Origin of the sequence: Bradyrhizobium sp. CCH5-F6 (assembly GCF_001556045.1) — a bacterium.
In the GTDB taxonomy this organism is placed as follows: Bacteria; Pseudomonadota; Alphaproteobacteria; order Rhizobiales; family Xanthobacteraceae; genus Bradyrhizobium.
The window spans coordinates 1-14539 of record NZ_LSIC01000122.1; the positions used below are offsets into that span (position 1 = coordinate 1).

Annotated in this window: 14 protein-coding genes and 2 pseudogenes; 9 read left to right on the plus strand and 7 right to left on the minus strand. The window is 60.3% G+C overall.

Annotated elements, in window-relative coordinates; genetic code table 11:
- The 5 genes and pseudogenes from AX729_RS22210 to AX729_RS41185 all read right to left on the minus strand — a co-directional run.
- On the minus strand, positions 1–579 hold a 579-nt coding region (locus AX729_RS22210; protein ID WP_197433648.1), incomplete at its 3' end, for a nitronate monooxygenase.
- 160 nt (positions 580–739) lie between these two features.
- Positions 740–1927 (minus strand): cytochrome P450, encoded by a 1188-nt coding sequence (locus tag AX729_RS22215; protein WP_021075814.1) that lies wholly within the window; start codon positions 1925–1927, stop codon positions 740–742.
- Positions 1928–2318: 391 nt separating this feature from the next.
- Positions 2319–2519, minus strand: a complete 201-nt coding sequence (locus AX729_RS41805; RefSeq protein WP_035649311.1) for a tripartite tricarboxylate transporter substrate-binding protein — start codon at positions 2517–2519, stop codon at positions 2319–2321.
- A gap of 6 nt (positions 2520–2525) precedes the next feature.
- On the minus strand, positions 2526–2717 hold the full coding sequence (locus AX729_RS41810; protein ID WP_035649309.1) for a GntR family transcriptional regulator: 192 nt from the start codon (positions 2715–2717) through the stop codon (positions 2526–2528).
- Between the two features lie 97 nt (positions 2718–2814).
- Positions 2815–3133: pseudogene (locus AX729_RS41185) on the minus strand (type IV secretory system conjugative DNA transfer family protein); the annotation flags it as partial.
- Between the two features lies 1 nt (position 3134).
- Here AX729_RS41185 and AX729_RS38805 point away from each other — a divergent pair.
- The 3 genes and pseudogenes from AX729_RS38805 to AX729_RS22240 form a co-directional block, all read left to right on the plus strand.
- Positions 3135–3485: pseudogene (locus tag AX729_RS38805) on the plus strand (IS5/IS1182 family transposase); the annotation flags it as partial.
- 244 nt (positions 3486–3729) lie between these two features.
- Positions 3730–4890: an acyl-CoA dehydrogenase family protein gene (locus AX729_RS22235; protein WP_021075812.1), complete on the plus strand. Its 1161-nt coding sequence runs from the start codon at positions 3730–3732 to the stop codon at positions 4888–4890.
- Positions 4891–4988: 98 nt separating this feature from the next.
- Positions 4989–5615 carry a TetR/AcrR family transcriptional regulator gene (locus AX729_RS22240; RefSeq protein ID WP_021075811.1) on the plus strand — a complete coding sequence of 209 codons (627 nt, stop codon included), beginning with the start codon at positions 4989–4991 and terminating at the stop codon, positions 5613–5615.
- A 102-nt stretch (positions 5616–5717) separates the two neighbouring features.
- Here the strand turns inward: AX729_RS22240 and AX729_RS22245 are convergent, their stop codons facing one another.
- Positions 5718–6689, minus strand: a complete 972-nt coding sequence (locus tag AX729_RS22245; protein ID WP_061026512.1) for an NAD(P)H-dependent flavin oxidoreductase — start codon at positions 6687–6689, stop codon at positions 5718–5720.
- A gap of 140 nt (positions 6690–6829) precedes the next feature.
- On the opposite strand from AX729_RS22245, the gene AX729_RS22250 reads away from it, so the two are divergent.
- The 6 genes from AX729_RS22250 to AX729_RS22275 all read left to right on the plus strand — a co-directional run bounded on the left by AX729_RS22250 (position 6830) and on the right by AX729_RS22275 (position 13686).
- The gene (locus tag AX729_RS22250; RefSeq protein ID WP_021075809.1) at positions 6830–7639 is read left to right on the plus strand and encodes an ABC transporter ATP-binding protein; all 810 of its coding nucleotides are present in this window, start codon (positions 6830–6832) and stop codon (positions 7637–7639) included.
- Complete coding sequence (locus AX729_RS22255) at positions 7636–9618, plus strand: AMP-dependent synthetase/ligase (RefSeq protein WP_021075808.1); 1983 nt, start codon at positions 7636–7638, stop codon at positions 9616–9618. Before AX729_RS22250 ends, AX729_RS22255 begins: the two co-directional genes overlap by 4 nt.
- A complete protein-coding gene (locus AX729_RS22260) occupies positions 9618–10502 on the plus strand; it encodes a branched-chain amino acid ABC transporter permease (RefSeq protein ID WP_021075807.1) in 885 nt (294 codons plus the stop codon). The genes AX729_RS22255 and AX729_RS22260 overlap by 1 nt, the downstream gene beginning before the upstream one ends.
- Positions 10503–10505: 3 nt before the next feature.
- Entirely contained in the window at positions 10506–11552 is a 1047-nt protein-coding gene (locus tag AX729_RS22265; protein ID WP_021075806.1) for a branched-chain amino acid ABC transporter permease, read from the plus strand.
- A gap of 62 nt (positions 11553–11614) precedes the next feature.
- Positions 11615–12844 (plus strand): ABC transporter substrate-binding protein, encoded by a 1230-nt coding sequence (locus AX729_RS22270; protein WP_021075805.1) that lies wholly within the window; start codon positions 11615–11617, stop codon positions 12842–12844.
- A 50-nt stretch (positions 12845–12894) separates the two neighbouring features.
- Positions 12895–13686, plus strand: a complete 792-nt coding sequence (locus AX729_RS22275; RefSeq protein ID WP_021075804.1) for an ABC transporter ATP-binding protein — start codon at positions 12895–12897, stop codon at positions 13684–13686.
- Positions 13687–13705: 19 nt separating this feature from the next.
- Here the strand turns inward: AX729_RS22275 and AX729_RS22280 are convergent, their stop codons facing one another.
- On the minus strand, positions 13706–14512 hold the full coding sequence (locus AX729_RS22280) for an enoyl-CoA hydratase/isomerase family protein (protein ID WP_021075803.1): 807 nt from the start codon (positions 14510–14512) through the stop codon (positions 13706–13708).
- Positions 14513–14539 lie beyond the last annotated feature (27 nt).

Here is a 14539-nt window from a genome sequence, read left to right on the forward strand (position 1 = left end):
CTCGGTGCCGGCAGCGACAAGTATATCGACCCCCGCCTCGGCGTGCTTGATGGCGTGCTCTTTGGCTCCGGTCAGTGCGCCAACGAGGATGCCCTTCGACCGTGCCCGTTCCATGATCGACTTCGGTGGCACACCGAGGGCATTGACGAAGAGCTTGATCGGATGTTGGAACGCCACGTCGAGAAGCTTTGCGGCTCCCGCCTCCCGCATGCTGTCGGCCGTGCGCTTGTCGTACTCGCCGCTCCAAAGATCCGACGTATCGATGCCGTGCCGCTCGAGGAGGCTGTTCACGAATTTTCGATGTCCGTCCGGAATCCGCGACTGCAGCTCAGCCTCTGCAAGGTCACCCTGCTTGTCCTCCATTTTGTTCGGAATCAGCAGGTCGATACCGTAGGGCCGGCCCTTGACACGCGAGTCGATCCAGTCCAGTTCGATTTTCAAGCTCTCTGGTGTGTGTCCGACAGCGCCGAGAACGCCGAAACCGCCTGCGTTCGTCACCTCTGCCACGACATCGCGGCAATGACTGAACGCAAATAACGGGAATTCGATACCCAACTTCTTGCACAACGCCGTTTTCATGGTTGCCGCCTCCTCTGTCTCTTGCGCCCACAGATCCAAGCTGTCCGCCCAGATTCGCGCGGGGGGCCGCGCAGGGCTTTCGGTGTCATGCTGGGCATCCTGTTAGACCTATATGCGATCGGAAGACGAGCCCAACGCTCCGCCCAGGCTGGCGTGCCGGTCATCCGAGCAGGAGTGGGAGCTTTCGAGGTCCCCTGACCGCACCTTCGGACCACGTGACAGCTTTGGAATCGGCGAGGTGAAACTCAGGAATCCTCTTCAAGAACTCCTCGACCGCAACGGTGAGTTCCATGCGCGCGAGGTTCGAACCGACGCAACGATGTATTCCGAGGCCGAAGGCCGCATGGCGGTTCGCCTTGCGGTCAATAATGACCTTATCGGCGTCCGGGAAAACCGCGGGATCTCGGTTGGCCGCCGGGAAGGAGAGCAGCACCATTTGCCCCTTCTCGTAAGGGCAGCCACCTACGACCGTGTCCTTGGCGACGAGCCTCGCCATGGTCACCGGAGAATAGGCCCGCAAGAATTCCTCAATGGCCGTCTGCATCAGCGCGGGCTCAGCAACTAGGCGGCGCCGATCAGCGGGCGTTTTGGCCAAATGCCATAGGCAAGCTCCGATCCCGCTCCATGTCGTATCGATACCGGCAATGAGCAGAAGGCGGAGGGTGCCGAGGATGTGGTTGTCCGTCAAAGGCGCACCATCAATCCGATCGGCGGCCAGATAACTGATGAGATCATCGGCCGGCGACCTGCGACGCTGCTCCACGTGATCCAGCAGGTAGGCGGTCATTTCCGACAGGGTACGCACCATCGTGGCATCGTCCAGGATGGCTTCCTCAACGAGCCCATGCACCCATCCACGGAACATTTCCCCATCGCTTGGCGGCAGGCCAAGCATCCCTGCAATCACACGCACCGGAATATGCTGGGCAAAATCCACCGCTGCGTCGCACGTCTCGTCGCCGATAAACCGATCGATGAGGTCATTGCAGATCATGCGCGTTGTCGGGATCAGCTTGTTGATGGCTTCGGGCGTGAACTGAGGCAGCAGGACCATACGTGCGGCGCGATGATGCGGCGGATCAGACGTGATCGGAGGCGCCGGCGATTTCACGGGGGGCGGCGTCTCGCGCACCTGAACCCGCCGTGAAGAGAAATGCTCGGTATCATACGCAATCTGACGGATATCTTCGTAACGCGTGGGAAAGTACACACCCTGGAACCGACTCGTATGAGCAACCGGACAGGATCGGCGCAGCTCGTCCCAGATTGGGAACGGGTCTTCAATCCATCGCGGGTCAAGGTGGTCGAAGTCTGTTGCCCAATCAGTGACGGGATGCCGATCTCTCATACTCGGACCTCCATTCCTAACGACGAGCCGCCACGTTTGGGCGGACGCCACTCTCATCCACAGAGTTCTTCCATCTCACGCCGATCGCGGCTGTTCGGCTCAGGCAACCCCGACCATACCGCGCCGCACAAACCGTCGACTCCTCGCCAACGAATTTCTAACGATTGTTAGGGATATCATCTAGCTCGTCTTGCCGGACGTCAAGAAGTTACGGGTTCCCCCTTCTGCAGAAATGCACGGGATATGCCAATATCCATCATTATCCCCATCCGCCATGTGACGCTTGTTGTCTGCCAACGTCTTTTGGATCGAGCCGCCGGCCTGCGGCAAGAACGCGGCTATTTGGCGTGCCGCCTGGACCCCTGCATGCTGGGGGCCGGGCTACGAACGGTTAGCCATCGGGCTTCGCCTTCGCGAGCGAAACCATTGCGGTGCCACCGCCGGCGCCTGGTGGATTCTCCACAATTACGGTAACGTCGAGAGCCTCGCTGAGCTTGGGTGCGACGGCACGAGCGAGCACATCGGTCGGCCCGCCCGCCGGGAACGGTATCAGCCACGTGATCGGCTTTGACGGATAAGCTTGCGCCGACACAAGCGACTAACGCCCAGAGATTCCAAGCCGCGCAGCGCTTCGCCGAAGGGCGTGTCGGCTTACGGCAAGAGCCTTTGCCATGTCCCGCTCGTTGGGCAGGCGGTCGCCCATTCCCAGGACGCCCGAGCGGGCCTCGTCGCGGATCTGATCCGAGATCACCTCGAACGTGTGGTGGGTTTTGATTGGTCGGATCGACATCTGGCCTGCTCAATTGATTAACGCACCGTCGACCGGCCGCAAAGTGGCTTATCGTGCGCTGCGGTATGCGTTGTCCATGCCGGGCGCGGCAACCTCAGGTTAGATTCCAGTTCTCTCCTTTGATTTCTCTCCTTTGATATCGTGAACAAGACAAACTGCCCGGCCAGGTCAGCAGGGTCGGAATGACAAGGCCGACGCCCCTGCCGCTCCGGTCGGCGCGAAACACAGGACGTGCTCTGGTCCATTATGGCGAAGGTAATGGCGGCCGAACCGCCGAGCACGACGCCATCCTGGTCCATGAGCTGCGCGGCCCGCAGTTCTGAGGCCGCCGCCCAACGCGCCGAACCAAAGGTTGCGGCCGTCTTTGCCTCGCGCGCCCGCCAGATCGACATTGCAAAGGCAACGATGCCACCCGATGGCTGTCAGTTCGTGATCCATGCGAAGGCGCTGCCCGGCAACCGCTATGACGGCCACGCGCTCGCAACCGTCATCCCCGAGATAGAGGCGCTGATCGGCAACACCATCGCGCGCATTCTCCTCGACAAGGGTTATCGGGCCACAACGCCCCGCCGGATTACAAGTTCAGGGTGTTTACGTCAGGCTAGAAGCGGCGGGTAACGCCACAGATCAAGCGCGAGATGCACAGCCGGCGTTCGTTCCGTCGTCGAGCCGGTGATCGGCCATCTCAAATCCGAACCCCGAATGGGCCGCAATTACCTTTGGTATCGCGACGGTAACGCCACCAATTCCGTCCTTGCTGCCGTCGGATAAAACTTCCGCCGCCTCATCAACCGGCTGAGCCTTCTGCTGTTCAAAATCCTAGCTCGGCCCAGCCTCGGACTGCGGCTCATGTCAGCCTGAAATCCCGGTTCTTCAGGGTCGACTAACGAGTTGAAGGCATTTGAAAACCGGCGCGCGCATGACCGAAATTTGACCCACGGGTAAATTAATGTATCCTCTCGTAAATTGCATGCCGCAACTCTGCGGCCTTAATTGCGGATGGGATGCGACCATGAACAAGCATTTCAGCGATACAGGTTCGGAGCCGTTTTTGTCAGAACAGCAGCGCATGGTTCGCAACACGGCGCGCCAACTTGGACGGGATGTCCTTGCCCCAACTGCAGCCGAGCGTGATAGCACCTCGGCGTGGCCGACCGAGGAGCTGAGAGTTCTCGGCGCCCAGGGTTTCATGGGCATGACCGTCTCCGAGGAATACGGCGGCTCGGCATCTGGCTTTCTCGCCTATTGTCTCGCCATCGAGGAACTTTCCGCCGCCGACGGCGGGGTCGGAACGATCGTCCACGTTCACAATCTCGGCGCAGCTCATGTCATTGCGAAAAACGGCACTGCCGAGCAAAAGCAGCGACTGCTTCCTGCGCTTGCCTCCGGCGACAAGATCGGCGCCTTCCTGATTACCGAGCCGCAGGCTGGTTCCGAAACATCGGCACTTCGAACCTCGGCGCGCCGCGACGGCGATGATTTCGTGATCAACGGGACCAAGCAGTTCATCTCCAACGGCAGCGAGGCCGGCGTGGCGATCATCGTCGCGCGCACCGATCCGGGTGCAGGCAAGCGCGGCTTCACCACCTTCCTGGTCGAGCCGCCTGCAAAAGGCTACATAGTCAGTCGCATTGAGGAAAAACTCGGGCAGCGGACCGCGCATACCGCCCAGATCCAGCTCGACGACCTCCGCGTTCCCAAGGAAAACATCCTCGGCACGCTCGATTGCGGCTACGGCATCATGATGTCAGGTCTTTCCGACGGCCGCATCGCCATCGCTGCGCAGGCGGTCGGAATCGCGCAGGCGGCTCTCGAAGCAGCCATACATTATGCGCGCGAACGTGAGGTCGCAGGCAAACCGATCATGGAGCTGCAGGGCGTCAGCTTCGCTCTCGCCGACATGGCGGCGCAGGTCGATATCGCCCGACAATACTATATTCATGCCGCGCGCCTGCTCGAGGCCGGCCTGCCCTGCATGAAGGAGGCTGCCATCGCGAAGCTGTTCGCCAGCGAAATGGCCGAGAAAGTGTGCTCCGAGGCGCTGCAGATTCATGGCGGATACGGTTATCTGCGGGATTTCCCGGTGGAGCGTTACTGCCGCGATGTCCGCGTCTGCAAGATCTACGAGGGCACCAGCAACATCCAGAAACTCATCATCGCCCGCAATCTTTGACTTGCGATGGGTATTCGCGTTGATAAAAGCTGACCGAATCAGCTCAATTGTGCCGGGATCAGCGCTGCTGTTCTCGCAATGAAATTCTAGGAGTGGTGGTGTCTGGCCGTGACCGTCAGCTTGCCGCGTGGAACGACACCGTTCAGACCCGCGACCAGCAATTCAATCTGAAGCGAACCGCCTTGCTGAAAGAGGCGGCGCGCGCATTCAGCTCGCAAGGATATCATGCGACGTCGCTCGACGATGTCGCCAAGACGCTTGGCGTGACCAAGCCCGCGCTCTATTATTACATCAAGAACAAGCAGGAAATCCTGTTCGAGTGCCATATGCTGTCGCAGGATCTCGGCGATCGCGCGTTCGAGCACGCGTACAAGACCGGCAGGAACGGCCGTGAAATTCTGCTTTCGTTTGCGAAGGAATTCATCGAGTCGCACAACAGCGAGATCGGCGATTGCGCCGTCCTCGTCGAATTCCAGGCGCTCGATCCCGCCAACCGCAAGATCGTCGCCGCGCGCCGTGACAAGGCGCAGCATCAGATGCAGGCGATTATCGAGAAGGGCATGGCCGACGGCAGCATACGGCAGGTCGATCCAAAATTGACCGTGTTTTTCTTCATGGGTGCGGTCAACTGGATGGCACGGTGGTTCGATAAGGACGGACCGAAAAGCGGCGCGGAGATCGCGAAGGTTTTTACAGACCTTCTCGACCACGCCGTTTCGCCCTAGCCTAAGAGCGTATCCCGCGGTTGCTGGATATTGCGTATATCCGTGGGATCGGCCCCCACCTTGAGCCGTTAAGGCAAAAGCGGACGAGAGCCGTCCCGCGAGCTATTGACTGCCGACTGAAGCGAACCTGCGCGCGGCCCGTTGCTGGCTTGCTGCGCGCGCCGCATCGTAATCATGCGTCATGCGGTCGATCACGCCCGCAGCCGGCTCGACACGCTCGACATCGCCAACGCCCTGCCCCGCGCTCCAGATATCCCGCCATGCCTTCAGCGTCTCGATCTCCTTCAGGAGATTGAAACCGTCATGCTTCGGCTCCGGCCTGAAGCCGCTGCGTTCGAGGCTTTTGCGGAGCATGTTGGCGGGAATGCCAGTGACTTCGGCCGTCAGCTGAATGTCGTCGGCGTTGCTATCGATCAGCATTTGCCGGTAATCATCCGCCGCCATGCTCTCCGTCGCCGCGATAAAGGGCGTACCGACATAGGCGAAGTCGGCGCCGAGCTCTTCCGCAACATGGATCAGGCGGCCATTCGAGATCGCCCCGGCGAGAACAAGGGGTCCGGCGAAGAATTTACGAACGGCGGTGACGAATGCGAAGGGGTTGAGCCAACCGGTGTTGCCGCCGGAGCCGCCACACAACAAAATCAGACCATCAACGCCGGTTTCCGCCGCGCGTTGGGCGTGTTTGAGCGAGGCGACGTCGGAGAAAACCAAGCCGCCGTAGCTCTTTACGGCGGCAACAACACGACCCGGATGTCCGACGCTGGCAATCACCAGCGGCGACTTGTGTTTGACGACCAGATCGACGTCTTCCGCCAGCCTGGTGTTGGTTGGATGGACGATCAGGTTCGCTGCATAGGGAGCCGCGTCCGGCTGCAACTCGGCCGTGATCCTCGCGAGCCATTGATCCAGGATTGCCGTCGACCGCGCATTAAGGGTCGGAAAAGAGCCCGCGACGCCGGCCTGCGAACAAGCGATGACAAGGTCGGGACCCGATACGAGAAACATCGGCCCAACCAGAACGGGCAATTTGAGCTGGGTGCGGAGTTGCACAGCAAGATTGGGGTCGCCCAGCATTCGTTCACGCCGTGAATTGGTCGCATGAAAAGCGTCAAAAATCTATTTGACTTGCAAGTAAGTATTATGCCTGATTGGTCATAACGCAACGAAAATAACTACGCGCGCGCTTTGAACGACTGCGCGACTACGGAGGAGACATGAGCGCCGAAGCGGCGACCCATGCGGAGCCCAACGTGAGCGGTATGCGGCCGATGCTGACCGCAGACCGTCTGCGAATGTCGTTCGGCGGCGTTGTCGCCCTGAACGAAGTCTCGATCGAGATCAGGCCCGACGAGCTCATTGCGGTTATCGGCCCCAACGGCGCCGGCAAAACCTCGCTGATGAACTGTATGAGCGGCTTCTATCGACCGCAGCAGGGCCGCATCGTGTTCGATGGTGAGCAGATGGTCGGCCGAAGCGTCCATCAAATCGCGCGATCCGGATTGGCGCGGACGTTTCAGGGAACGCACATCTTTCCCGGCATGACCGTGATCGAGAACATCCTGATCGGGCGGCACATGCATATGCGCAGTTCGATTTTGCAGGCCTTCGTGCATTTTCACTGGGCCCAAAAGGAGGAAGCGCAGCACCGCGAGGTCGTCGAGGAAATCATTGAATTGCTGGAAATCGAATCGATCCGCCATCAGCCGGTCGGAACACTTGGATATGGCTTGCGCAAGCGTGTCGACCTCGGCCGCGCGCTCGCGCAGGAACCGAAAATTCTGCTGATGGACGAGCCGATGGCCGGGATGAACAACGAGGAAAAGGAAGACCTCGCCCGGTTCATCCTCGACGTACGCGAGGCGCGCGGCATCCCCGTCGTACTCGTCGAGCACGATATGGGTGTGGTCATGGACCTCGCGGACCGCATCTACGTACTAGATTTCGGGAAAATGATCGCGACCGGAACGCCCGCCCAGATTCAGCGGGACCCGCTGGTCATGAAAGCTTACCTGGGCGAAAAATGACCTCAGCCGCCACACCAATGAAAACATTGCCGCAGGCATTCGTCGACCGGGCCACGGCGGAGCCCGAGCGGCTAATCGCGCGTCACAAGTATCGGGGCATCTGGCGTGAGTTCCGTTACGGCGACGTGCTCGAGCGCGTCCGCAACCTGGCGGTTGGATTGCAATCGATGTCGTTTGCGCGCGGCGAGACGGTCGCCATCATCGGCGAAAACGAGCCCGAGAATTTTTGGATGGAGCTTGCCGTGCTCTCGCTCGGCGGCAAGGTCGTCTCGCTCTACCCCGACCTCACAGTCGGTGAAATCGAGTACCTCCTGAACGACAGTCAGGCGGTTTACTTCGTAGGCCAGGACCAGGAGCAGATTGACAAGGGGCTCGCAGTACTCGGCAGCGTCCCGACATTGCGCAGGCTGATCTACTGGGATGATACCGGCATGTGGTCTTACCGGCAGCCGAGCCTCATGAAGCTCGAGCACATGGAAGACGAGGGACGCAAGCGGAACGCCGCCGAGCCGGGGTTGTTCGATAGCCTTGTCGCATTGGGCCAGCCTGACGACATCGCCATCCTGTCCTACACATCCGGCACGACGGGGCGTCCCAAAGGCGTCATTATCACGCACCGTTATCTGATCGACAACGCGCATCGATTGGTGAACGGCACCGACCTGACGCCGGGCATGGATTACCTCACCTACATTGCGCCTGCCTGGGTCACCGAACAATTGTTCGGTGTTACGATCGGCGTCACCTTGCCGCTGGTGGTCAACTTTCCGGAGTCGCCGGAGCAGGTTCTGGCCAATCTCCGCGAACTCGCGGTCGAGGCGATGGTGTTCGCACCCCGGCAATGGGAGAGCCTGGCCTCGACGATCCAGGCAAAGATGCTCGACGCGGGGCCAATCCGCCGCCGCATTTACGAATGGGGCGTCAAGATCGGACGCAAGGTCAACGTCGCTCGGCTCGACGGCAAGCCGGTACCATTGGCAGCCCACTTGGCATTTCCGATCGCGGAGACTTTGGTTCTGAAGCCGTTGCGCGACAAGCTCGGCCTGACGCGCGTGAAGGTCGCGCTGAGCGGCGGATCAACCATGGCGCCCGATGTGTTCCGGCTGTTTCACGCCATCGGCGTACCCTTGCGCAATATTTACGGTTCGACCGAGATCGGCATCATGACGATTCACAAGGGCGAACGCTACGACCTCGAAACCGTCGGCCACTGGCTTGAAGCCCACCCCGCAACAGCGGCGCTGGAATGGAAGGTTTCACCGGACGGCGAACTGCTCGTACGCGGTGGATCTTTCTTTCAGGGCTATTTCGGCAAGCCCGACAAGACCACCGAACGAATAGATGGCGGATGGTACCGGACCGGCGACGCTGTTTCCGTCACTACCTCCGGCGAGTTGGTTTTCCTCGAGCGGATCGAGGATCTCGCCAAGCTGAGTTCCGGTCAAAGCTATCCACCGCAATTCATCGAAACGCGGCTGCGCTTCAGTCCGTTCATCAAGGACATCATGACGCTTGGCGACGCGTCGCGGGACTACATCGGAGCGTTGATCAATATCGACATGGGTGTGGTATCGCGGTGGGCGGAGGAACGCAGGCTGGCTTATTCGACATTCGCCGACCTCTCGCAAATGACAGCCGTAGCCGATTTGATCCGCGAAGAGATCGTCCGCATCAACAAATTTCTGCCCGATCATGCACAAGTCCGGCGATTTGCGAATTTTCCCAAGGAACTCGATCCGGACGAGGGCGAATTGACCCGCACGCGCAAGCTACGACGTGAATTTCTGGTGCAACGCTATGCAGAATTGATCGACGGCCTCTACGCCGGCAAAGATCGCGTGGCGCTCTCAATCCCCGTCACCTACCAGGATGGACGCCGCGGAACGATGGCGGCCAACGTGCTGATTCATTCCGTCGACGCGGCCCCTCTGGTCGCCACGGCGGTGCAGGCGCGGCGCAAAATGGCCGGGATGTCATGATGATCGACTTTCTGAATTACCTGATCAACGGTTCGCTGGTAGGGCTCCTTTACGCCCTTATCGCGATGGGCTTCATTGTCATCTACCGCGCGTCGAAGGTGTTCAACTTTGCGCAAGGCGAGCTCGTCGTGTTCGGCGGCTTCATCGTCTGGTGGATGGTGATCCAAACCGGACTGCCACTGTTCGTGGCGCTTCCGCTGGCGATGGCGGTATCGGCGATATTCGGGCTTATCATCGAGCGCATCTTTTTTTCGCGTCTCGTCGGCGAGTCCAGTTTCGCGATGGTGATGGTGACGATCGGCCTGCTGATTCTCATCAGGGGCCTCATCCTTTTGATATTCGGACCGCAGGTCCGGCCGTTTCCGATCATCTTCGCGTTGAAGCCGGTGATCATCGGCGACATCCTGATTCCGCGGTCACTGCTGATCGGCGCCGTGATCACGGTGATTGTCGGACTGGGCCTGTCGTGGTTCTTCAACAACACCCGCGCCGGACTCAAAATGACCGCGGTCGCCGAGGATCATCAGGTCGCGTTGTCGATGGGAATCTCGGTGAAACGCTCCATCGCTTTCGCCTGGGCGCTGGGCGCCGTATTGTCGACCCTCGGCGCGATCATCTACCTCAGCGGCAAGTCGCTGAATTTCCTGGCGTCGGACATCGGGCTTTCGGCGCTGCCGGTGGCCCTGCTCGCCGGATTCGAGTCGATCGCCGGAGTCTTGTTGGCCGGTCTGATCGTCGGCGCCGTGCAGGGACTTGTGACGGCCTATGTCGACCCGGTGGTCGGCGGAGCGGTTGGCTCGGTATTCCCGTTCGTGATCATGCTTGTCATCTTGTTTATCCGCCCGACCGGAATGTTCGGGTGGAGAACGATCGAGAGGGTTTGAGCGATGGATCCGGCCGGCATTTTCGCCACCAGTTTTGCGCGCGATGCGGCGTTGGTGCGGACGCGTCCGCAGCAGATTGCCCTAGCCTTGTTTCTGATTTTCCTGCTGGCGCTGCCGATCCTGTTCGGACCGCGGCTGCTCGCCATCTCGACGCTGATATTGATCTCGTCGGTGATCGTCCTCGGCCTTCAGGTCACCACCGGTTATGCCGGCCAGATCAATCTGGGACAGGCCGCCTTTATGGGCGTCGGCGCCTACACGACCGGTTTTCTGGCCACGAAACTGGGGTTTCCGTTCTGGTTGACCATCCCGCTCGGGGGGTGTTCCGCGGCTGTGTTCGGCTTCATCTTCGGATTGTCGGCGGTGCGCATCAAGGGGTTCTACCTGGCGCTGACGACGATCGCCGCCCAGGCGCTGTTTCATTTCTTCGTTCTGAACCTGCCATGGTTTGGCGGTTCGAACGGCCTGACGCTCGACCCTGCCAGCCTGTTCGGATTCGCGTTCGCGACGGATATCTCGATCTATTATCTCTGTCTCGCCGTCGCGGCGCTCATGACCTTTGGCGCTTACGGCATGGTGCGGGGCCGGTACGGACGCGCTTTCGTAGCCGTGCGCGACGACGACGTCGCAGCCGGCATTATGGGCATTGATGTCGTGGCCATCAAGGCGACCGCGTTCTTGGTCGGCGCATTCTATGCCGGCGTCGGCGGCGGATTGTGGGCTTATTTCGTTCGCTTTGTCGCGGTCGATCAGTTCACGCTGTTCAATTCGATATGGTTTATTGCCATGATAATCGTCGGCGGAATGGGGTCGATCACGGGCGCTCTCGTCGGCGTCGTCGTCATCAAATGCATTCAGGAGGCCTTCGTGTCGCTCGGGCCATCCGTCGTCTCGCAATTCCCCTCGATCGGCGGCGATGTCGTATTTTCCCTGATGAATGTGTTTCTCGGCAGCGTCATTGCAGCATTTCTGATCTTCGAGCCGCGCGGCCTGATGCATCGCTGGAATATCCTGAAGCGGTCGTATCGGACATGGCCGTTTCCATACTGAACGTAGCGAAGCCGCCGCAGGGCGGTGTCCATGAAACATAACAGAACCGGGAGGACGTAGAGATGAAGAGCAGACGTTTTAAATGGATCGCAGGCGCCGCGGCAGTGGCGGTCGTCACACTCGCGCTGCCCGCTTCGGCGCAGACGACCTACAATATTGCCTCGATCGCCGACTTTACCGGACCCTACGCCGACATCATGAAGGACCTTGTCGGCGCCCGTCGCGCCACTGTCGATTGGTGGAACGAAGAAGTCGGCAAGGGAATGGGCATCAAGATCGGGATCAAGGACTTTGACGGGCGCTACGACGCGGCGCAGACTGCGAGCCTTTGGCCCGGCATCAAGGCCGAACTCAATCCGGTGGCCGTACTCGGCGTCGGTGGACCTGACGTCGCCGCGCTGCAAGGTCGGCTTCCGGCGGACAAGGTGCCCATGTTGATGTCGACGGCCGGTTACGGGTTCGCTTGGAAAGGCGATCCCTGGATCTTCAACCCGCGGCCAACTTATGGCCATGAGGCTGCCGGGTTCTTCGAATGGTTCCGCAGCACCCGCGGCATCAAGGGGCCGCTGAAAGTCGGCATCATTTCCTCGGAAGCCTCGCCGGCTTATGTCGATATTGCCAAGGGCGCGGAGAAGTTCGCCAAGGACAACCCGGACAAGGCTGAAATCGTCGAGACCATTTTTACCGAAGTTCAGCCGACCGATCTGACCACCCAGGTTGGCCGCCTGATCCGCAAGGGCGTGCAAGTTATCGATATCCAGACCAACACGGCCGCGGTTGTGGCGACCAAGCGTGCGCTGCAGGCGCTCGGCAAGGCCGATATTCCGATCATGATGAGTTCGCATAACGGCCTGATTGCCTCAGGTAAGGCCGTTGGCGGCATGAAGGACCTGGAAGGCGACTATGAAGTCTACGGCATGGCCGTGCCGACTGAGCAAAAGACCAAAGCCCACGACTTCCACCAGATGGTCGTCGCAAAATACAAGTCGCAGGCGACATGGTCCGTCGCGAGCGTCATGGGCTACAATCAGACGCTGGTCGCACTCCGGGCGATCGAGGCGGCTGCGCGCAAGGTCGGCGCCGACAAAGTCACTGGCGAGGCGGTTCGCACCGCGCTGCTGACGACACCGATTTCGGCCGATCAGACTTTCAGCATTCTGCCAAACCTGACTTATACGAATGAGGCGCCATTCCCGGTCAAGGGCCTGACCGTCAACGTCGCGACCATCAAGGATGGTAAATATGTTATCGCCGCTGAAAACGTGCCGGTCCCCACGATTGCGAAGTGGTAACCCGGCTGAACCAGCCGGAGCGCGACAGCGCTCCGGCCGCGGAGTTGTCGATGCTTGAGCTCAGCAATGTCGAGGTTATCTACAGCGACGTCATCCTTGCGGTGAAGGGTATTACGCTCGTCGTGCCCAAGGGGTCTTGCGTCACGCTCTTGGGCGGCAACGGAGCTGGCAAGTCGACCACGCTCAAATCGATCTCGAACCTCCTCATGACCGAGGACGGCAAGGTGACGTCGGGGACGATTTCGTTCGAGGGCTCGCGGATCGACGGCGGTGATCCGGCAAAAATCGTCCGCAACGGGATCGTCCACGTCATGGAGGGCCGCCGCGTCCTCAGTCACCTGACCGTGGAGCAGAACCTGATTGCCGGCGGTCATATGGAGCCTTCAGCGCCGGCGATGCGGCGGCGGCTCGATGGCGTCTACGACCGGATCAAGCGCCTTGCCTTGCTGAAGTCGCGCACGACCGGCTATTTGTCCGGCGGCGAACAGCAGATGGTGGTGATCGGCCGCGCGCTGATGGCCAATCCGAAGCTCATGATGATCGACGAGCCGTCGTTGGGGCTGGCGCCGATGATGGTCGATGAGGTGTTCGGCGTTCTCCGCTCATTGAAGGAAGATGGCCTGACGCTGCTCATCGTCGAACAGAATACCCGCGTCGCGCTGGACCTCGCCGATTTCGGATACGTCATGGAAGACGGACGCATCGTACTGGAAGGTAACGCGGCCGACCTTCGCGCCAACGAGGACATCCGCGAATTCTATCTCGGCCTCAACCTCGAAGGCGTGCGCAAGAGCTATCGGAACATCAAGCACTATCGGCGCCGCAAGCGATGGCTCGGATAATTGAGGCGCAGAAAGCGTTTCAGCGGCCGATGAACGACGGCTTGCGCTTTTGCTCGAATGCGGCAAGTCCCTCTTTCATATCGTGGCTATGGGCGTGGACTTCGCTTGCGAGCAATTCGAGCCTGAGAGCAACCTCCTTTGGTTGTTCGAGACCGTCGGCGACCAGCGCCTTCATGCGGCGGAGCACCAGCGAGCTCTTGGACCCGAGCTTGGCGGCCAAGCGCTCGACCGCCGCCGTCAGTTCGGCGTCATCGACGACCTCGTTGACGAGACCGCAGGCAACCAGATCGTCGGCGGGCACGAAATCGCCAGTAAACAGCAGATATTTCGCACGGGTCGGACCGATTTTTCGAGGCAGCCGCACCGAACTGCCGCCGCCCGGCAGCAGACCGAAATTGGCATGCGCGTCACCAAGCTTCGCTGACCGCGCTGCGATAACCAGATCGCAGCACAGCACCAACTCCAGGCCGCCCGCTAGGGCCAACCCATTGACTGCGGCGATGACCGGCCGCGGACAGGTCTCCAGTCGTGCCATCATGTCGAGGACGGCGTCGAGGAACCGCGTCGCGGCGGGTGCATCGCCCTGCGTCGCGCTATTGACGTATTTCAAATCGGCTCCGGCGCAAAAGGCACGCCCGGTGCCCATCAGCACCACGGCCTTGATCGCCGGATCATCGGCATGCGTTAGAGCGGCGGTAATTCCCGCCACCATGTCGGGCGTAATCGCGTTGAGCGCCGTCGGCCGATTGAGCGTGATCCATACCGCATCGGCACGAACTTCGACCAGAACGCTTTGCTCCGGCTTGATCTTTTCAGACGTCGTCACTGTTCTCACCTCGACAACAAGTATTTG